The sequence below is a fragment of the Caballeronia choica genome (assembly GCF_001544535.1).
Taxonomy (GTDB): Bacteria; Pseudomonadota; Gammaproteobacteria; order Burkholderiales; family Burkholderiaceae; genus Caballeronia; species Caballeronia choica.
The window spans coordinates 24,590-44,080 of record NZ_FCON02000017.1; the positions used below are offsets into that span (position 1 = coordinate 24,590).

Annotated in this window: 20 protein-coding genes; 6 read left to right on the forward strand and 14 right to left on the reverse strand. The window is 63.9% G+C overall.

Translation table 11 applies throughout. From position 1 onward, the window contains the following. Positions 1–2: 2 nt before the first annotated feature. The 9 genes from AWB68_RS10430 to AWB68_RS10470 form a co-directional block, all read right to left on the reverse strand. Positions 3–890 (reverse strand): hypothetical protein, encoded by an 888-nt coding sequence (locus AWB68_RS10430; RefSeq protein WP_087644264.1) that lies wholly within the window; start codon positions 888–890, stop codon positions 3–5. Then, entirely contained in the window at positions 887–1,438 is a 552-nt protein-coding gene (locus AWB68_RS10435) for a PAAR domain-containing protein (protein WP_087644265.1), read from the reverse strand. Before AWB68_RS10435 ends, AWB68_RS10430 begins: the two co-directional genes overlap by 4 nt. A 149-nt stretch (positions 1,439–1,587) precedes the next feature. Next, a complete protein-coding gene (gene otsA / locus AWB68_RS10440; protein WP_087644266.1) occupies positions 1,588–3,033 on the reverse strand; it encodes an alpha,alpha-trehalose-phosphate synthase (UDP-forming) in 1,446 nt (481 codons plus the stop codon). 190 nt (positions 3,034–3,223) lie between these two features. After that, positions 3,224–3,460, reverse strand: a complete 237-nt coding sequence (locus AWB68_RS10445) for a hypothetical protein (protein WP_087644267.1) — start codon at positions 3,458–3,460, stop codon at positions 3,224–3,226. A 227-nt stretch (positions 3,461–3,687) separates the two neighbouring features. Beyond that, positions 3,688–3,918: a hypothetical protein gene (locus AWB68_RS10450; RefSeq protein WP_087644268.1), complete on the reverse strand. Its 231-nt coding sequence runs from the start codon at positions 3,916–3,918 to the stop codon at positions 3,688–3,690. 240 nt (positions 3,919–4,158) lie between these two features. Beyond that, on the reverse strand, positions 4,159–5,559 hold the full coding sequence (locus tag AWB68_RS10455) for a sigma-54-dependent transcriptional regulator (RefSeq protein ID WP_087644269.1): 1,401 nt from the start codon (positions 5,557–5,559) through the stop codon (positions 4,159–4,161). A 294-nt stretch (positions 5,560–5,853) separates the two neighbouring features. Next, entirely contained in the window at positions 5,854–6,093 is a 240-nt protein-coding gene (locus AWB68_RS10460) for a hypothetical protein (RefSeq protein WP_087644270.1), read from the reverse strand. Positions 6,094–6,144: 51 nt separating this feature from the next. Next, the gene (locus tag AWB68_RS10465; protein WP_087644271.1) at positions 6,145–6,462 is read right to left on the reverse strand and encodes an ElaB/YgaM/YqjD family protein; all 318 of its coding nucleotides are present in this window, start codon (positions 6,460–6,462) and stop codon (positions 6,145–6,147) included. A gap of 87 nt (positions 6,463–6,549) precedes the next feature. Then, a complete protein-coding gene (locus tag AWB68_RS10470) occupies positions 6,550–6,873 on the reverse strand; it encodes a hypothetical protein (protein ID WP_087644272.1) in 324 nt (107 codons plus the stop codon). A 578-nt stretch (positions 6,874–7,451) separates the two neighbouring features. Between AWB68_RS10470 and AWB68_RS10475 the strand changes: the two genes are divergently transcribed. The 3 genes from AWB68_RS10475 (at position 7,452) to AWB68_RS10485 (ending at position 9,904) form a co-directional block, all read left to right on the forward strand. Beyond that, a complete protein-coding gene (locus AWB68_RS10475) occupies positions 7,452–8,519 on the forward strand; it encodes a sigma-54 interaction domain-containing protein (RefSeq protein ID WP_087644273.1) in 1,068 nt (355 codons plus the stop codon). A gap of 324 nt (positions 8,520–8,843) precedes the next feature. After that, positions 8,844–9,398, forward strand: a complete 555-nt coding sequence (locus AWB68_RS10480) for a hypothetical protein (RefSeq protein ID WP_087644274.1) — start codon at positions 8,844–8,846, stop codon at positions 9,396–9,398. After that, positions 9,395–9,904 carry a hypothetical protein gene (locus tag AWB68_RS10485; RefSeq protein WP_087644330.1) on the forward strand — a complete coding sequence of 170 codons (510 nt, stop codon included), beginning with the start codon at positions 9,395–9,397 and terminating at the stop codon, positions 9,902–9,904. Before AWB68_RS10480 ends, AWB68_RS10485 begins: the two co-directional genes overlap by 4 nt. A 125-nt stretch (positions 9,905–10,029) precedes the next feature. Here the strand turns inward: AWB68_RS10485 and AWB68_RS10490 are convergent, their stop codons facing one another. Next, entirely contained in the window at positions 10,030–11,382 is a 1,353-nt protein-coding gene (locus tag AWB68_RS10490) for an ABC transporter ATP-binding protein (RefSeq protein ID WP_087644275.1), read from the reverse strand. 12 nt (positions 11,383–11,394) lie between these two features. Continuing rightward, complete coding sequence (locus AWB68_RS10495; RefSeq protein WP_087644276.1) at positions 11,395–13,146, reverse strand: ABC transporter permease; 1,752 nt, start codon at positions 13,144–13,146, stop codon at positions 11,395–11,397. 483 nt (positions 13,147–13,629) lie between these two features. Here AWB68_RS10495 and AWB68_RS10500 point away from each other — a divergent pair, with 483 nt between their 5' ends. Both AWB68_RS10500 and AWB68_RS10505 read left to right on the forward strand, forming a co-directional pair. Next, entirely contained in the window at positions 13,630–15,318 is a 1,689-nt protein-coding gene (locus tag AWB68_RS10500; protein ID WP_087644277.1) for a sensor domain-containing diguanylate cyclase, read from the forward strand. Between the two features lie 98 nt (positions 15,319–15,416). Beyond that, the gene (locus AWB68_RS10505) at positions 15,417–15,680 is read left to right on the forward strand and encodes a double-stranded DNA-specific endonuclease (protein WP_087644278.1); all 264 of its coding nucleotides are present in this window, start codon (positions 15,417–15,419) and stop codon (positions 15,678–15,680) included. Between the two features lie 20 nt (positions 15,681–15,700). On the opposite strand, the gene AWB68_RS10510 is transcribed toward AWB68_RS10505, so the two are convergent. Next, the gene (locus AWB68_RS10510; RefSeq protein WP_087644279.1) at positions 15,701–17,053 is read right to left on the reverse strand and encodes an ATP-binding protein; all 1,353 of its coding nucleotides are present in this window, start codon (positions 17,051–17,053) and stop codon (positions 15,701–15,703) included. Then, positions 17,037–17,759, reverse strand: a complete 723-nt coding sequence (locus tag AWB68_RS10515) for a response regulator (protein WP_087629040.1) — start codon at positions 17,757–17,759, stop codon at positions 17,037–17,039. Before AWB68_RS10515 ends, AWB68_RS10510 begins: the two co-directional genes overlap by 17 nt. A 230-nt stretch (positions 17,760–17,989) precedes the next feature. Between AWB68_RS10515 and AWB68_RS10520 the strand changes: the two genes are divergently transcribed. Beyond that, positions 17,990–18,565 carry a Spy/CpxP family protein refolding chaperone gene (locus AWB68_RS10520; RefSeq protein ID WP_087644280.1) on the forward strand — a complete coding sequence of 192 codons (576 nt, stop codon included), beginning with the start codon at positions 17,990–17,992 and terminating at the stop codon, positions 18,563–18,565. 111 nt (positions 18,566–18,676) lie between these two features. Here AWB68_RS10520 and AWB68_RS10525 read toward each other — a convergent pair whose 3' ends face one another. Beyond that, complete coding sequence (locus AWB68_RS10525; protein WP_087644281.1) at positions 18,677–19,375, reverse strand: pirin family protein; 699 nt, start codon at positions 19,373–19,375, stop codon at positions 18,677–18,679. Between the last annotated feature and the right edge of the window lie 116 nt (positions 19,376–19,491).

Genomic DNA, 19,491 nt, shown 5'->3' on the forward strand with positions numbered 1-19,491 from the left:
TGTTAGTTCGGGAGCTGCTCGGCCGCAGCTTCAGCGCCGAAATATCCAATCGCGCCGAACACGATGCCCCCAATCAGACCGGTGACGAAGGCACCCGGTCCCGTTTCGATGCCAACCATCGCCCCCGCCGCGGCGCCGATCCTGAAGCCCGAAATTCCCCCCAACCAGCCGCCGGTCTGCCTGGTTACTTCTTTGGCTATCGGCTCCACGCGTTGGGTCCGAAATGACTCATCCGCCGCGACGCTCAAATCATAAGCGGTGAACACGATGCCGACGACCTGAACGACGCGAGCATACTTTGTGAACCCCATCGTCGCTTTCAGCGAACGATCCGTGAAAACTGCGCTGGCCGGAACCCGCTTTCCCTTAATGAGTATTTCCTTGTCGATGTCGCGCACATAGGTTGCAATTTTCGTTATCCGCCTGTCAAGGTGCGGATTCTGGGCGCCATATTGTTCGAGTGAGCGAAGAATCCCGCCGGTGTCGATCAGCGTCGCACCCGATCGCTTTGCCTTCGCAATGTCAATGTAAATGCTTTTCCCGACGAAGCGAGGTGAACCCCCGGGAAAAAGCTCACTGGTGGATATAAACGCGGATTTGTTGTTTCCCATGACGTGCTCTGCGACGCTTGTCACGGACTCGGAGTCTTTCGGCGACAAACCGTACCGTTCAGGAAAGAGTTCGCGTATTTGCTGTGCGGGTGACAAATCCATCTTCTGTAAATACAGGTTATCTGGCGCAGCATAGATCTTTCGCACGAGAAAGCCGTCCTTTCCCACCTCTTCTACCACTACAAAGAAGAACGGACGCGCTGGCATCAAATACCCGAGCACATCCGTCTGCGAACTTGGCCGCTCGTTTGTTGGAACTGGATACTGATAATCGCTCATGATTTCCACTGCTCCAATGCCTTGATGCCGACGCTTACTAAAAGGTCTTGTCGGTTTTCAGTGAATACACGCGGACAGTATCCACTGGCATCGGTTAGTCCCTTGTACGTGCGGCCTGACCGATCCTTGATGTGATAAGGCACGCCAGAAATGGGCTTACCATCCGCGTCGACAATTCGCACACGCTCATCGAAGGTTCCGAGTGGCGGCTTCGGCAATAGCACGCCGGTTGGCGCAAATCCCATCTCGGCCAGCTCATGCGCTTCAAACGTTTGGAACAAGTCGTCTTGTGACGCGATCAGGCGCGGCGTCGGCTGGCATTTGCACATGCCGATGTCATTGTCCAATGCCGCACGCTTCCCCATCAGATCGTCCGGCCAGCGCGGGCCAGTGCCGACGATATAGCCCTCGGATTCACACGCAGGGCAATAGACCTTTGCGCCCAGGAACGACAACATCGTTCCATGATGAGTCATGCAATCCATGCCGTCGGTAACTCGGGCGCCACTTGTTGTCTTGTCGCCTACCTTGATGTAATACCGTCTCACAGGTCCGTTCCTTTTTTGTTTTCATTTGTTTGAGGTCCGGACTTTTATCGGCCTGCCACCCAACTGATCTATCAGACAACTCCCAAAACAGCAAAAAAGCCCCGCGCCGGTCAACCCGGCGCGGGGCTTACAAGAAAAAAAGCGAAACCCTAGCTAGATACCTTCGCCGGCCGCGGCTTCGCTTCGGTCACCTGCTTCACGGTTTTCTTCGTCATCGACGCCGCCGTCGCGACGCTGCGCAAATCACTCAGAAACGAATCGCGCCAGACGGAAAGGTTGTTCTCGCGCAAAGGCGCCATCATGTCGGCGTGACGCGCCTGACGCTCGGCGAGCGGCATCGACAGTGCGCGTTCCAGCGCCTCGGACATCTGCGACAGATCAAACGGATTGACCACCAGCGCGCCGGGCAACTGGTCCGCGGCACCGGCGAATTGCGACAGCACGAGCGCGCCCGGATCGGCCGGGTCCTGCGACGCCACGTATTCCTTCGCGACGAGGTTCATGCCGTCGCGCAACGGCGTCACGTAGCCGACCTGCGACAGCCGGAACAACGCCATCAGCAGGTTGCGGTCGTACTTGCGGTTCAGGTACTGGATCGGCGTCCAGTCGAGTTGCGCGAAGCGGCCGTTGATACGGCCCGCCTCGCCTTCCAGGTTCTGGCGGATGCGCTGGTAGGTCTGCACGTCGGAGCGCGTCGGCGGAGCGATCTGCACGAGCGCCACGCGGCCATGCCAGCCGGGCGCATTCAGCAAAAGGCGCTCGAACGCCTGAAAACGCTCGACGAGCCCTTTCGAATAATCGAGCCGGTCGACGCTCATGATGAGCTTGCGTCCGCGCATGCTGTCGCGCAGGCTCTTCACCGGCTTGCGATTCGAAAATTGTTCGGCGGCACGGGCGATGACATCCGGATAGATGCCGATCGGATACGCGCCCACTTTCAGCATCCGGCCGTAGGCCTGGACCATGCCGTCGTCGCTGGCATGGCCGACGCCGCCGCGCTCGATGTAGTCGACGAACGACTGCTTGTCCGCTTCGGTCTGGAACCCGACGATGTCGTAGCTGCACATCGACTTGATCAGTTCCTCGTGCGGCGGCACCGTGCGCATCACCTCGGGAACGGGGAAAGGAATGTGCAGGAAAAAGCCGATCGGATTGCTGATGCCGAGTGCGCGGCATTCCTGCGCGAACGGCAGCAGGTGGTAGTCGTGGACCCAGATGATGTCGTCGGGTTCGATCAGCGCCTTGAGTTTGGCGGCGAGCATGGCGTTCACGCGCGCGTAGCCGGCGTATTCCTCGCGATCGAAGCGCGACAGGTCGTTGCGGTAATGGAAGGTCGGCCACAGGGTGGTGTTGGAAAAGCCGCGGTAGTACTGGTCGTAATCGCGGCGCGTCAGGCCGACGGTCGCGTAGGTCACGTTGCCGCGCTTCTCGATGACGGGCGCCGACGCCTCGCCCACGATCTCGCCGCTCCACCCGAACCAGACTCCGCCTGTCTCCTTTAGCGCGTCCAGCACGCCGATCGCCAGGCCGCCGGCTGCGGGCTTGCCTTCCTGGATCGGCGCGACGCGATTCGATACCACGATCAATCTGCTCATTACAGCGTCACCTCATCAGTTGTCGTTGCACGCTCGAATTGGCGATTGAAGGTATGCAAGACATGTGCCGAATGTCTCAATCCGCAGAATGAAATTTGTATTTGGATGTTACGGACGAACGGAAACACGCGACCGCCCAGTGTCGCGGAGAAAAATCTGTATGGGCGCTCGCGCGGATGTCGCCCAAGTATCAGGCGTCCTGCTCCGAGCCGAGGTCGCGCTGATACTCGATTCCTTCGCGCCGTACGCCGCCCTGGTTGTGCTCGCCATCGGGCGGGGCGTCAGGCGCGCGGCGGTTCTGCCCGGCGGGATCGTGCAGCGACGGGTCCGATGCCTCGACGGGCGGCGGTGTTTCCTTGGTGCCTTCGACGCGCGCTTCGCGCTTGGACGAATGACGCGCGGAGCGTCGGAGTGCGGGGTGCCTCATGGTGCCTCCAGGAGAGAAGGCCGTCGTTGAAGGAGTCGGCGGCGACCAGGCTTCAAGCGAAAAAACGACCGGCTCCGCGTGCGCGGGCCGGTCATTGTTGCGCCGTTCGTTGTAATGGCTACAGCGAACGTGGAAATTTCTTCAACCCTTGCACGCTTTCGGGGAATGCGCCCTTTTTTGCGCTTTTTGTCCCGTGTTTAGCGGCTTGTTTAATGGTGCTCGGCACCTTACCGCACGTGCGGGGTCTCGTTGGGTCCCGGCGGCGGATCGCCGATCGGCTGCATCGGCGGAGTCGGCGGTTCACGCGTCGGGTCCGGGTTCGTGTCGGGCGGAATCTGCGGCGGCGGCGGCTCGTCGGGAGGCGTCACCGGCGGATCCGGCACCTGCGGCGTCTGCGCGCTGAGCGTCGAATTCGCGTCGTTCGTGTCGTTCGTGCCATCGGAAGCGGGATCGGACATGGCGGCTCCTGGTTGTTGTAGTGATGATCGGACTCGATGAGTCGAGGGCATCATTGCCCGTCGAGCGAGTCTCCCTTCACTGACAGCAAGGGCCATGCCCTCGAACCGCCCTGTTCGCGCGTTCCACCGCGCCACCGTCTATCTCATTATCGGCGCTGTGGGTCCGGACTGCCAACGAAAAACGCCCGCGCAGGTTCAATGCACGGGCGCCGCTTTTCGTCTGCCGATTCGGGAATGGTGCTAGGCGTTCGCGCTTGTATCGCCGAGTTCGCTCGCTTCGCTGACGGCCGCCTTGTTCGCGTCCTCGCCGTATTCCACGAGCCGGTTATACAGGGTCTTCAGGCTGATGCCGAGGATCTCCGCCGCGCGCGTCTTCACGCCGCCGCATTGCTCGAGCGTCGCGAGAATGAGCTGGCGATCGGCTTCGGCGAGCGAGGTGCCGAATGCGATCGTCACCGCCGTTCCCGCCGACGGCTTCGACAGCGAGATCTGCAGCGGCACGGTCGCCGTGCTGTCCGACTCCGCGCCCGACATGATGTAGGCGCGCTGCACATAATTCTTCAGTTCGCGCACGTTGCCCGGCCACGGATACGACGCGAGCATTTCGCGCACCGCCGACGGAAACTGCTTCTTCGTGTTGTAGCGCGAATTCAGTTCGTCGAGGAACGCCTGACCGAGCAGTTCGACGTCCTTGCCCCGCTCGCGCAGCGGCGGCAGGTTGATCGGGAACACGTTGAGCCGGTGATACAGGTCGAGCCGGAGCTTTCCTTCGAGCACGGCCTGCTCCGGATCGCGATTGGTCGCGGCGATCAGGCGCACGTCGGTTTCGAGTTCCTTCGTCGTGCCGACGCGCATGAACATGCCCGTTTCCAGCACGCGCAGCAGTTTCACCTGAAGCTCGATCGGCATCTCGGTGATTTCGTCGAGAAACAGCGTGCCGCCGTTCGCGCGTTCGAAATAGCCCTTGTGCTGGCGATCCGCGCCGGTGAACGACCCGCGCTCATGGCCGAACATCTCCGATTCGATCAGGTTCGGGGAGATCGCGCCGCAGTTCACGGCGATGAACGCGTGCTTGCGGCGCAGGCTGAGTTCGTGAAGCGTCTGCGCGGCGACTTCCTTGCCGGTGCCCGATTCGCCGATCAGCAGCACCGAGGCGGCCGTCGGCGCGACGCGGCCGATCTGGTCGTAGACCGTCTGCATCGCGGGCGAATTGCCGAGCATGAGGCCGAAGCGGCCCATGCGGCGCAGCTCGCCGCGCAGCGTGCCGATTTCCGCCTTCAGGTCGCCGGGGCGCGGCAAGCGCGAGAGGATCGCCTTCACGCGCTGCATGTTGATCGGCTTGACGAGGTAATCGGTCGCGCCCATCTTGAGCGCGCTCACCGCCGACTCGACCGTCGCGTGTCCGGTAATTACGATGACCTCGACGCCCGAACGCGGATCGAGATCCTCGAACAGGTCGACGCCAGAGCCGTCCGGCAGCTTCAGGTCGGTGAAAACGACATCGGGCGTCTGCCGCACGAGCTGGATGCGCGCCTCGCGCAAGTCGCCGGCCGTGGCTGTCGTCAGTCCGTCTTCGCCGATGATCGCGGCTAGTGCCTCGCGGGTACTGGGATCGTCATCGACAATCAATACATGTGGCATGCGTCTTGAGTCTTTTTTAAAGCGTTGTCAGGTCACGCGCCGGCATGCGGCGCGGGCTTCTCTGGGCAGTCGTCGCAACGCCGCCAGGCCAGAAGCGCGGCTTCCGGCGAACGCCGGAAATGCGCTGAAAATGAAAAATTTGCCGACCGTTCGCATACCAATAAACGCGTGACGCAATTATTGCCATATAGCGAAATTATGGCCGCTTCTCAATTGATTATAAGGCTTTATCAAGATAAAACGCACGTCCGTGAGGACGTGCGTCGATGCTCGCGGATGACGCTTTCGGCGTGGTCAGCTACGCGGAAAATTCCACGCTTCGGGCGTGCCGCCGATCGCGCCGCTGCCGTTCGTGTGGGCGGGCGCCGTTGCGGCGCTCGACGGCGTCACCACCTTGCCGCCTTCGTCTTCCCAGCGGTTCAGATCGCGCGCTGCGCGTTTTCTGGCGGTGTCCTGCGACTGCATCCATTTCCACGCGAACACGCTGCCTACGGCGAAAAGCGCACCGAAGATTCCGATTCTCGGTCGTGCCATTATGTTTTCTCCCTTCTTGTCAAAGATCAACGGCGTGAATTCGCCGGAAAATCAGCGCGAAATCAGAATGCCTACGAAGAAACCAATCCCAGCCGCCGCGCCGAGCGCCTGCCACGGGTTGTCGCGCACGTATTTCTCAGTGCAGTCTACGCCCGCGCGATAGCGCGACTGCGCGTTCGCCTGGGCATCTTCCAGCGCATTTCGCGCCGTATCGACGTGATCGCGCAGGCGCGAGCGCAGCGCATCGACGCCCTCGCCGGGGAGCGTCGCGGAGAGTCGCAGCAACTCCTCAGAGTCGTTCAGCAGCATCTTGATGTCTTCGATGATCTTTTGCTTGCCCAATGCAAGCTGGACAGTTGTCTGACTCATGTCGTGAGGTCCTCGCATAGTGTGTGATGTCAAAAAGCGGCTGCGCGCACTCTCCATTAGACACGGCAAACGCAGCGGCCGCAGCCGCTACGCAACGCGACCGTGACCGAGGCGGGAGCGCAGCATCCGGACGATTCCGGCCAGTAAGAGGGCACAGCCCATCGCGCCGAATACGACGCTCGTCACGTTCGCCGCGCGCGAAAGCCCCGGGGTGCCGGCCGCGTACGCGAGTACGGCGCACATCAGCGCCGTCACGAGCGCCACGGCGGCCCAGTGATAGATGTCGATCGGCTCGCCGGCCTGGAGTTCCGGCCGATCCGCCGACGCCCTGCCCGAACGGGCCGCTCGGGCACGCCGCGCGGGGCGCTCTCGGTCGCGAACGGGAATGTCGAAATTCAGGGAGTCTTCCATGGCGATGTGCCGAAATCGGCGTCTTCGAGTACAGGTAGCCACCCCTCCGCAGCTTTCGTGCCAGGAGACGCCCTCGCGCCATTTCAGGACCGCTGCGCGGACTGCGCGCAAGCACGGGCGCCCTCGGTTGCGGGTAACAATTACGCCGTCGCCATGTAACTTTCACGAAGGCCCGGCGAACGTTTCCGGACGTTGCCAGAAAGCCTCGTCACGATCAGACAAATTGGGCCATTGAACCGATGCCGATTGCCGCGACATCGCTGCGAATGGTTAAATAGCGTTATTGAGATAGCCGCGCGCCTGCGCACCCGGCGTGGCCGGAACGGGCAACGACAGGGGGAATTCGGGCATCGCAGGCATCGGACATCGGCACCGGTTCGACCCGAGGCTGGCAGCCGGGAATCGGCATGGCGAATGCCTTGCGCGAAACGCCATGCAGCAGCCCGATGCACGCCGCCTTCGCGGAGTGATTCGTCCGTAACGGCGCCGCGCGAACTCGAACCCGATACGTTTTGGCGCGCACACCGTTGGCCGCCCGCACCCGAGCGCCCGACCAACATTTGCAGGACACAAGATACATGGCGTCAACCGAACTGGACCCGCCGGCCATCGCCTCGGGCGATACGCCGACGCAGAAGAAACGCAACGCGGGAGAAGTGCCGGGCTTGAAGTCATATGGACTTTTATACGGCTCGTCACCTGTGATGATGGAGTTGTATTCGCAGATCGAACGCGTGGCATCCACCGACGCCACCGCGCTCATCATCGGCGAATCCGGCACCGGCAAGGAACTGATCGCCCGCACGATCCACGATCACAGCGCGCGCAAGGACGCGCCCTTCATCGCCGTGAATTGCGGCGCGATTCCCGACAACCTGATCGAAGCCGAACTGTTCGGCCACGAGAAAGGCAGCTTCACGGGCGCCGTGCAGGGCCGCATCGGCTATTTCGAGCATGCGAACGGCGGCACGCTGTTTCTCGACGAAGTGACCGAGATGTCGCCCGTGCGGCAGGTCAAGCTGCTGCGCGCGCTCGAGACGGGCACCTTCTTTCGGGTCGGCGGTAGCGACCTGATCCATTCCGACGTGCGTGTGATTGCGGCGACCAATCGCGATCCCGTCGCGGCGGTCAAGGAACACGGCCTGCGCGAAGACCTGATGTACCGGCTCGCCGTGTTTCCGTTGCGCGCGCCGCCGTTGCGCGAACGCGATTCCGACCGCGAGTTTCTCGCGCAACATTTCCTCGCGGAGATGAACGCGCAGGAAGGCACGAGCAAGGCGTTCAGCAAGCGCGCGCTCGACATGCTGCGCACGTATTCGTGGCCGGGCAACGTGCGCGAGTTGAAGAACACCGTATATCGCGCGTTCATTCTCGCGGAGAAGACGGTCGAGATCGCGCATCCGCATCTGGCGTCGCGTGTGAAGAAGCCCGTCACGCAGGGCGATGCGATGAACGTGTGGGTGGGCACGCCGCTCGCCGACGCTCAGAAGCAGATCATCCTCGGCACGCTGAAGCATTGCGGCGGCGACAAGCGCCGCGCCGCGAAGGCGCTCGGCGTGAGCCTGAAGACGCTCTATAACCGGCTCGGCGCCTACGAGAACGAAGGCGCCGACGCGGACGCGTCGGGGCCGCCGACGGAAGGTTGATTCAGCGCGGCCAGCGCTCGCTGGCCGCGTCGGGCTGATCTGTCGGCGCGCTTGCTTCCCGATTCATTTGATTCATCCGCCTTCCCCCACGTCATCCGTTTCCTTCATTTGCAATTTCTTGCAATTTTCCTTTTTGCGGTCTTACGCGCTTGCTTCAAAATGCGCGGGCAAGCGGATTGCTTAGGGTTCCGAGCTTTATCCACCAGGGTCCGGCCGGTGTGAAATCACATCGAAAGAATAAAGAACGCAGCTACGTTGCCTGGGACCGGAGTCAGCGCTAAATCGCTAACTCTGGGTCGACAGGCAGACGAAGGAAAACGCAACATGCAGACATTGGTTCAACGGCGCCGGCGAAGCGTCGTCGCGCTGGCCGCGATAGTCACGGGCGCGATCGCCTGTTCGAGCCTCACGGGCTGCAACTCACTCTATAGCGAAGGCGCCACCGCGGGCGCGGGCATCGCGGGCGCGGCGATCGCCGGCTCGATCACCAACAACGCGGCGGTCGCCACCGGCATCGGCCTCGGCGCGGTCGCCGCGGCCCGCGCGGGCGTGCAGTATTCGCAGCGCGTCGTCCACACCGATACGCAGGACATGATCGCCTCCGCGGCCGGGCCGCTCGCGATCGGAGCGGTCGCGCCGTGGCGGGCCACGCATTCGGTGCCCATCGAGGAAGACGAGAAAGGCCGCGTGACGGTGAGCCGCACGATCAGCAGCGGCACGCTCGACTGCAAGGAGATCGTGTTTTCGGTGGATCGCGACGCCACGCAAGATCGCGCCGCCGACAGCGCGTTCTACGTGGCCTCGGTCTGCCGCGACGGCGACAAGTGGAAGTGGGCGTCGGCAGAACCGGCGACGCCGCGCTGGGGCGCGCTGCAATGACGGTGCGTCTTGTCCTGATTCTTGCGGCGGCGGCCGCGAGTAGCGTGTTCGTGAGCGGATGCGTATCGTCGTCGGTTGGCGCGGCAAGCGGCGCGGCGGCGGGTGTCGCGACGGGCCTCGTGACGAGCAATCCGGCGATCGGCATCGGCGTGGGTATCGCGGTGCAGGCGGCCACTGATGAAGCGGTCAAGCGTTTGATGAAGTCGCTGCACAAGGATCAGCAGGATGCGATTGCGGTGACGGCGGGGGTGTCGGCAATTGGCGAAACGCGGCCCTGGAGTGTGAAGCACACATTGCCGGTGGAGAACGGTCACGGTGACGTGAGGGTGTTGCGCGAATTCAGCAGCGCGCTTGCTGAGTGCAAGGAGTTCGCGTTCTCGGTCGCCGATGGGGATGGGCCTGGCGTGCATCAGGACTGGTTCCTCGCCACCGCGTGCAAGCAGCCGAGCGGGTGGCGGTGGGCATCGGCGGAACCGGCGGTCGAGCGGTGGGGGAATTTGCAGTAGGGGCAGGTGGTCGCTGGCGATCGAGGTTGAGGGCGGCTGCGCCGTTTGATGGTTTTGCCCTTCTGTCATGAAAGCCTGGGCGCATCAAACGGCGTTAAACAACACCCCAACCAAACACCACCGCCCTACGATTCCACGTCCTCGAGACTCAGCATTTCCGTCTGATCGTTATACGAGAAAATCTCCCCGTACCGGCCCCAGGTAATCACCGCATCGAGCGTTTCCTCGGCCGCCTTATCCGACAGAAAATCCTCCAGCTCCTGCTCGAAGCGCACGCGCGGCGCGCGGTGCCCCGGCCGCTCGTTCAGCACCTTCTTGATCCGCGCCGCGAGCGGCACATGCCGCAACAAATGCTCGGCGAACATCATCTTCCGCTCCTGCGTGCCGAACTCGGCGAACACGCGCGCCGGCGGCGTCAGGAAAATGTCGCCCTCGCGCACGTCGGCAAAACCGAGATGCTGCAAGACTTCGGCAACCGGAAACAAGTCGTCCACCTCCAGATGCAGCGAACGCGCGATTTCCGGCATGTCGGCGCGGCCATGATAGGGATCGGCGGCGAGCGTCTCGATCAGACCGGCCATCAGGTTGGTCGAGACATTCGGCAGCCAGCTTCCCAGCTCCAGCCCCTTCTTCGTCGCCTCGCCGAACTTGCGGGCGGTCATCTTCGCGTAGATGTCGTCGACGAGACGCCGGAACGCCGGGTCCAGCCGGTTGCGCGGATGCCTGAACGGCACCTTGATCTCGGCCATCACGCGCCCCGGATTCGACGACAACACCAGAATCCGGTCGCACATGAACACCGCTTCCTCGATGTTGTGCGTGACGATCAGCACCGACTTGATCGGCATGCGGCCTTGCGTCCAGAGATCGAGCAAATCGGTACGCAAGTTCTCGGCGGTCAGCACGTCGAGCGCGGAGAACGGCTCATCCATCAGCAGCAGCGTCGGATCGACGACGAGCGCGCGCGCGAAACCGACGCGCTGGCGCATGCCGCCCGACAACTCGCGCGGATACGCGTTCTCGAAACCGTCGAGGCCGATCAGGTCGATCGCGGCGAGCGCGCGCTCGCGCCGTTCGCGCGCGCCCACGCCTTGTGCTTCGAGCCCGGCCTCCACGTTCTGCAGCACGGTCAGCCACGGGAACAGCGCGAAGGTCTGGAACACCATCGCGACGCCCTTGGCCGGTCCGCGCAACGGCTCGCCGAGGTAAGTGACGTTACCGCCCGTCGGCTCGATCAGCCCGGCGATGATCCGCAGCAAGGTGGACTTTCCCGACCCCGAGCGCCCCAGCAAGCCGACAATCTCGCCTTCGCGCAATGAAAGATTCGCGTCGTCGAGTACGAGCAGTTCGCCCTGCGTCTTGTTGAATCCGCGGCTCACGTTCTCGACGCGCAGGATCTCGTCGCCCAGGCGCGGCGGTGCCGGCGGAGTCGCGGTCTTTTGCTGCACGGGCGTTTGCATGATCTTCACGTTCTCCATCGGAACTCGTCCTCAATCCTGCCGGAGCTTCGCTTCGGCATACGCGTACATGGGGCGCCACAGCAGTCGGTTGAACAGCGTGACAAAGAGCGACATCACCGCGATGCCGAGAATGATTTTCGGGTAGTCGCCGGCAGCGGTCGTCTGGGCGATATAGGCGCCGAGCCCGTGCGCGACGAGGTTCGTCTTGCCCCACGACACCGCTTCGGCCACGATGCTCGCATTCCACGCGCCGCCCGACGCCGTGATCGCGCCGGTGACGTAGTACGGAAAGATGCCCGGCAGCATGGCCTGGCGCCACCACTGCCAGCCCTTGATCTGGAAGTTGGTCGCGGCCTCGCGATAGTCGTTCGGGTAGGACGACGCGCCCGCGATCACGTTGAAAAGGATATACCACTGCGTCCCGAGCACGATCAGCGGCGAGAGCCAGATGTCCGGGTTCAGATTGAATCTCACGATCACGACGACGAACACCGGAAACAGCAGGTTCGCCGGGAACGCGGCGAGGAACTGCGCAACCGGCTGGATCTTTTCCGCGAGCGCCGGACGCAGCCCGATCAGCACGCCGACCGGCACCCAGATCACCGAGGCGATCGCGATCAGCACGACCACGCGCAACAGTGTGATGAGTCCGAGCACGAACACATGCCCGACTTCGTGCCACGTCACGCCCGTCATGACGAACAGCGTCACCTTCCAGACGACGAACGCCGTGACCAGCAGAATCACCGTGGCCCACGCGATGTCGCCGGCGCGCCCGGGCGACGTGCCTTTCGGCAGCGGAATGCGGACAGTCTGTATCGCCGGCAGCTTGATCGGCACGCGCGCCGCCTTTGCGAGCATCCAGCCGGCCGGCACGAGCAGCCGGTGAATCAGCCGCGTGCGGCGGATCAGGTCGAGCAGCCACGACTCCGGCGCGTTGCCCGAGCTCGTCGTCTCCATGCGGAACTTGTCGGCCCATGCGACGAGCGGCCGGAACATCAACTGGTCGTAGGCGAGGATCACGATGGTCATCGCCAGGATCACCCAGCCGATCGCATGCAGGTTGCGCTCGCTGATGGCCGTCGCCAGGTACGCGCCGATGCCCGGCAGCACAATGGTGCGATTGCCGACCGTGATCGCCTCCGACGCGACGACGAAAAACCAGCCGCCCGACATCGACATCATCATGTTCCAGATGAGGCCCGGCATCGAGAACGGCACTTCGAGCTTCCAGAAGCGCTGCCAGTTGGTGAGGTGAAAGCCGCGCGAGACTTCGTCGAGGTCGCGCGGCACCGTGCGCAGCGACTGATAGAAGCTGAACGTCATGTTCCACGCCTGGCTCGTGAAGATCGCGAAGATCGCGGCGAGTTCGGCGCCGAGCACGCGGCCTGGAAACAGCGCGAGAAAGAACGTGACCGTAAACGAGATGTAGCCGAGCACCGGCACCGATTGCAGGATGTCCAGAATCGGCACGAGCACGACCGACGCGCGCCGGCTCTTCGCGGCGAGCGTGCCGTAGACGAGCGTGAAGACGAGCGACGCGACCATCGCGGCGAGCATGCGCAAGGTGGTGCGCAACGCGTATTCCGGCAAGTTCGACGGATCGAGCGAAATTGCCTGCGTCTGCAGGGTCGAGATCGGCGCCATCGTCTCGTGAAAGCCGATGGCGGTGAGCGCGATCACGCAGATGATCATCGGGAACGCGACGAAATCCCAGCGATTGGGCAAAAGCCGCCACGCCGACGCGTTCGCCATGCGGTTCAGATTGAAACCAAAATCCATCAGAGGCCCTCCCCGTGAGGCTATTTGCTTTGCGCGCGTGGTGCGGGATCTTGCCTGGGCTGCCAGCCGGCCCCGAACCGATCGACACTACACCATCCTTGATGACAGGCACAACCGCGCGGCCGACATGCCGGCGGAATCGCGCGCAGCGAGTGTTGCTCATCGGCATCGGCGAGGCAAAATGAAGGTCCGGCGCAAGGCAAAATAAAGCAATAACCAAAGCACAAACCGAATCACGAACCTGAGCACGAACCGAAGCACGAACGGCAGACGCGACCGGGGCCGGCCGCGGTTCACACGGCCCGCCTCGCGTTCGATCCACGAAACTGGCTATCAGCAGCGGATAAACTCGGCTTTTTGTTCGTTGCACGCCGCCTGGACCGACAAGAAGCTTGATAGCCGGCCAAAAACATCGTCCAATCGTGGCTTGTCTGCTAAAAGAAGAATTGTCCGGCCGATGCGCCCTTCGCGACTAGAGGATCGATGAACAAGACAACCTTGCACCATGTGACCGCGGCGCTCGGCCTCGCGTTGCTCGCATGCGCGTGCTGGGTCATGGCCGGCGCACTGTCGGACCGAATGGTACAACAAGAAATGACCGCCACGGTGCGCGCGGAGCGCCAGATGGCGGCCTCCATCGTCGACAACATGGCGCAGATCATCGCGAGCGATCTCGCGATGTCGCGGGCGATTCCCGCCACGCTCGCCCAGATGGACTTGATGCAGCACGCCCTCCTCGCGTCGCGGCACTATGCGTCGAAGGCGCCGACGTCGGAAACCGAGCGCCGCAACGAGTGGATGTCGCGCCCCGAACTCGTGAAGGTCAATAGTTTCCTGCACGACGCGCAAGGCTTTTCCGGGCTGGATTCGGTCTGGCTCGTCAACGACCAGGGCCTGTGCGTGGCGTCGAGCAACGCCAACGACGAAACCAGCTTCATCGGCTTCGACATGAGCGGGCGCGGCTATGTGGCCCGCGCGCTGCTGGGCGGCTTCATCGAAATGTACGGCGTGGGGCGGCTCTCGGGCGAGCCGGGCATCTTCATCGCGGCGCCGGTCTACGACGACGACGGCTTTCTGGTCGGCGCGGTGATCGCGAAGGTGAGCATCGACCGGCTGCGGCACTGGGTGTCGCGCGCCGGCACCTTCGTGACCGACGAGAACGGCGTCGTCGTGATGGCGCACGACGGCCGCCTCGAATACGAAGCGATGCCGAACGCGCCGGTCACGAAAATGACGGTGCAGGAGCGGGTCGACCACTATCGGCGCGAAGCCTTTCCCGATCTGCGGGTCGCGCGCATCGGCGAGCAGATCCGCGCGACGGAGAAGTGGCTGCCGACCGCGGTCGCCGACACGTTCTACGCCGCCAACGGCAGCGCGACGCCCGCCCTCTACGACGAACGCACCGGCCTCAACTCGGGGCTCTCGGCGCATATCGTCCATCCGCTCACGAGCTGGCCGGACCTCACGCGCAATCACAGCCGCGACCGCATCCTCGTGTTCCTGACGATGCTCGGCATCGTCGCGCTCGCGACCGTGATCGCGACGTCGTATTCCCGCGAGCGGCGCCTGCACCGTGCAACCCGCGATCTCGCCGAGCAACTGCAGGCGGCCAATACGCTGCTGTCGGCGGAGGCACGCCACGACGCGCTGACGGGCGCCCTCTCGCGGCGCTATTTCCTCGATACGCTGCGCCACGAGGTCGAACTCGCGCGCGCGGCGGGCACGCCGCTGTCGGTCGCGATCGCCGATCTCGACCATTTCAAGCAGATCAACGATCGCTTCGGCCATGCGTCGGGCGACCGGGCGCTGGAGCATTTCGTGGAAGTGTGCCGCGCGCAACTGCGCCCGAGCGACGCGATTGGCCGGCTCGGCGGCGAGGAATTCGGGCTGCTGCTGCCGCAGACCGCGCTCGCCGACGCGCAGGCCGTGCTCGAACGCCTGAGAAAGCGCTTTCACCACGAGCATTGCGCCCATCTGCCCGAAGACGCTGTGTTGAGCGTGAGCATCGGCATCACCGAACTGGCCGAGGGCGACGCAACCGAATGGATCCTGAGCCGCGCCGACCTCGCGCTCTACGAAGCGAAGTCGCGCGGACGCGACCGCAGCGAAGTGCGCCCGGCCGATTCGATGCCGTCCGCGCGCCGGGCTGAGAACTCCCTGACCGGCATGTAAGCGCCCTGCAGTAGCCTGAAAGCGTTGCGGGACGCGCAGAACGACAGCAGGTATCATCGAATTTCGACATCCGACGCCGCTGTCCTCAGGAGGTTTGCATGAAGGGAAATCTGGTCATCGTCTGCCGCGATCAGGACGCTGAAGCATTCGACCACCTGCTCGCCGAATATGGCTCGTTCCAGACCCGGCTCTCATCGACCACCTGGTTCCTGAAAATCGACGTCGCGCCGGAAATCATCCAGGAGGAGATTCTCGAGCGCCTCGGCAAGTACACGACGCATTACATCTTCGAGGCGTCGACGGTCACCTACAACACGGTCGACAGCGAGGCTGCCTCGGCACTGGAAACGCTGTTCGACTAGAACGCCGCCAGGATCATCCGCTAGATCGTCCGCTCTTCCCGCTGCGAACCCGTGCGCCGCTCGGCGACGGGGCGCGTCGCCACATCGAACGGGAATGTCATCACCACCTGCAAGCCGCCGCCCTCGTGATTGCCGATCTCGCATTCGCCGCCGATGCGCCGCGCGAGCCGCTCGACGATCGCGAGCCCAAGGCCGCTGTGACCGCTGCCGCCGCGCGCCGGATCGAGCCGCACGAACGGCCGGCTCGCCTTGATGAGATCTTCCGGCGCGATGCCGGCGCCGTGGTCCGCCACCCGCAACACCCAGCCGTGCGCCCCGCGCGATGTCTCGATGACGATCGGCGGCGCGCCATAAGCGTGCGCGTTGTCGAGCAGGTTCGAGATGATCCGGTCGAGCGTCGCGGCGGGCAGCACGAAGCTCGGGCCCGCTTCGAGGCGCGTGCGGATCGGCGGGGCGTTCGGCGCCACCGCGCGATAAGTGCGGGCGATCTTCTCGCATTGCTGGTCCACTTCGATCGGCTCGCTGCCGTCGGCGCGATCGTGCGCAAACACGAGAAACTGGTCGACGATATGCGCCATTGAATCGACATCGCGCACCACGCCGTCGCGCATTTTCGGCTCGTCCATCATTTCCGCGCGCAGGCGAAGCCGCGCGAGCGGCGTCTTCAGGTCGTGCGCGACGCCCGCGAGCATCACCGCGCGATCGTTCTCGGTCTGCGAGACCTCGCGCACCATCTGGTTGAAACCGTGCGTCAACTGCCGCAATTCGCGCGGGCCGCGCTCGGGCACGGGCGGCGTGGGCTGCCCGCGGCCGAAGCGCGCGACCGCCTGCGCAAGCGAGCGCAGCGGCTGCTGCAACTGCCACGCGGCGAGCAAGGCGGCCATGACGGCGGTGCTGAAAATGATTGCGAGCCACACCAGCATGCGGTCGCGCGAACGCGGCGGGCGCAGTGGCTGCACGGGCACGACGATCCAGTTCGTGTCCCTGACGCCGCGCACCCAGACGCTCGGCGGCGCGCCCGGCTCGCCGAGGCGCACGTCGGTGCCGTCCGGGAAGCGGTCGCGGATGTCGTCGAGAAAGCGGCCTAGCGGCGGCGGAAGGTCGTCGGTGGCGTTCGTGGCCAAGGGCTTGGGCACGTCGGGGCTCGTCGGCGAGACGACCCGCACGCGCGACGGCAACGGCTGGTCCGGCGAATTGGCGATGTGCTGGCGCACGGCCTCGACGAGGAACGTGGCCTCTTCGACGGCGTAGCGCGTCTGGTTGTTGTCACGCTCGACGCGAATGACCGCGAACCACGCAACATGCGACAGGACCAGCACGCCGATGACGAGCACGACGAGCCGGCCGAACAGCGAATCAATGGGCCGGCGCATTTTGCTCGCCGTCCGGCACGAACACGTAGCCGCGCCCGCGCACCGTCTGGATGAAGCGCGGCGCGGACGGGTCGGTTTCGAGGATGCGCCGCAGACGCCAGACCTGCACGTCGATGCCGCGGTCGGTGCCGTCGTATTCCGGGCCGTGCAGCAGTTCGAGCAGGCGCTCGCGGGTGAGCGTGCGCATCGGGTTGTTGACGAAGATCTTCAGCAACGCGAATTCGCTGCCCGACAGCGTGATCGGCTTGTCGTCCTGTTGCAGCGTGCGCGACTGGAAGTCGAGCCGGAAACGCCCGAACGAAAACGGCTCGCGCTGCTCCGGCGCCGCCGACGGAATCGTGCGCCGCCTGCGCAACACCGCCTGCACGCGGGCGAGCAGCTCGCGCGGATTGAACGGCTTGCCGAGGTAGTCGTCGGCGCCGAGCTCCAGCCCGACGATGCGATCGACGTCGTCCGCACGCGCGGTGAGCATGATGACGGGGATGTCGTCGCCGGACGCGCGCAGCTTGCGCAGCGCCGTCAGGCCGTCGACGCCCGGCATCATCAGGTCGAGCACGATCAGGTCGGGGCGCTCGCGTTCGATGCGCCGTTCGAGCGAACCGGCATCGTGCAGCACCGAAACCTCGATGCCCTGCCGGACCAGGTAGTCGCGCAGGAGATCGCGCAGTTCGGCGTCGTCGTCGACGACAAGGATTTGAGTAGTCATGGGAGGAAGTTTAACGCGCGGCCACAGCCGCATCTGCGCCGCGCGGGCCGCAATGGGTTACGGGGTGTTACGGCGAAAGCGGCTCGTAAAGCGGCGTAACAAGCAAGACGGTTGCCGTAACACGGTCTCTCTGAGGAAACTCTACGCTGTGTCTCACCGAAGGCGTGAGTCCTGACACGACACCAAGCAACGCCGACTCGGCCTCGTAAATCAAAAACCCGGAGTCCACGATGCTGAAGCAATCCCGAATCCTCGCCATTACCGCCGCCGCGCTCGCCATGACGATCGGCGCCGCCAACGCGGCCACGCCCGCCGCACCCGACGCGCCGCCGCCCGGCGGCCCCGGCATGGCGATGGGCGGCCACGGCGGCCATCGCATGGAAATGCGCATGCAGCAGCAGTTGAACGAACTGCACGGCCAACTGAAGCTTAACGCCGACCAGGAAAAACTGTGGCAAACCGCGCTCGACACGATGAAGCAGAACCACGCGGCCATGCGCGAGAGCCACAAGCAGATGCGCCAGCAGTTCGAATCGATGCAGCAGCAACCGATTCTCGACTTGAACGCGATGCACGCGGCGCATCAGAAGATCGAGCAGCAGAACGCGCAGTTGCGCGAACAGACTTCCACCGCGTGGCTCAACTTCTATAACTCGTTGAACGACCAGCAAAAAACCACCGTCAGCACGGCGCTGAAGAAGCATTTCGCGAAGATGCATGAACGCGAGCAGAAGATGCATGAGCACTGGAGCAAGCAGCACGGCGCGCCCAACGCGGGCGGCGCGACGCCGCCGGCCAAGCCGTAAGTCGAAGGCGGGGCGGCGGTAGCGATCGGCGCTTGATCGTCAGGCCGCCGCGCAATTAAAAAAGCCGCGGGAAACGCTCCCGCGGCTTTTTCGCGTTCTACTTGCGGTGCTTTAAGCCAGATCGAACAGCAGCACCTCGGCATCCTGACCATGATCGAGCGTCACCTTCGACACATCCTCCAGCTTCGCCGCGTCGCCGCCGTTCAGCACCTTGCCGTTCACCGACACCGTCCCGCGCGCCACGTGCACATACACGCGCCGTCCGGCCGGCACGTCGAACCCGGCGCGCTCGTCGCCATCGAAGAGGCCCGCGTAAATTTCAGCGTCGGCGCCCAGCCGGACCGCGCCATCACGGCCCGACGGCGATGCGATCACACGCAGGCGGCCGCGCTTCTCGTCGTCTTCGAAGCGCTTTTCCTCGTAGCCCGGCGCGGTGCCCTGCGCGTCCGGAATGATCCAGATTTGCAGGAAGTGCGCGGTTTCGCTCGGCGAGCCGTTGTACTCGCTGTGCCGCACGCCGGTGCCGGCGCTCATCCGCTGGACGTCGCCCGGACGGATCGTCGAGCCGTTGCCCATGCTGTCGCGGTGCGCGAGCGCGCCTTCGAGCACGTAGCTGATGATTTCCATGTCGCGATGGCCGTGCGTGCCGAAGCCCTGGCCGCCCGCGACGCGATCCTCGTTGATCACGCGCAGCGCGCCGAAGTGAACGTGCTCCGGATCGTGGTAATCCGCGAAGGAAAAGCTGTGGTACGAATCAAGCCAGCCGTGGTTGGCATGACCGCGTTCATTGCCGCGTCGAATCTCGAACATCCCGTTTCTCCGGTTGGTTTTGCGATGCATCCAATGTAAGGGCGCCCGCCCCGCCGAACAACGGGCGCGACGGCACTACACCGTCCTGAAAACGCGCGTAATCGGACAACTCGCGG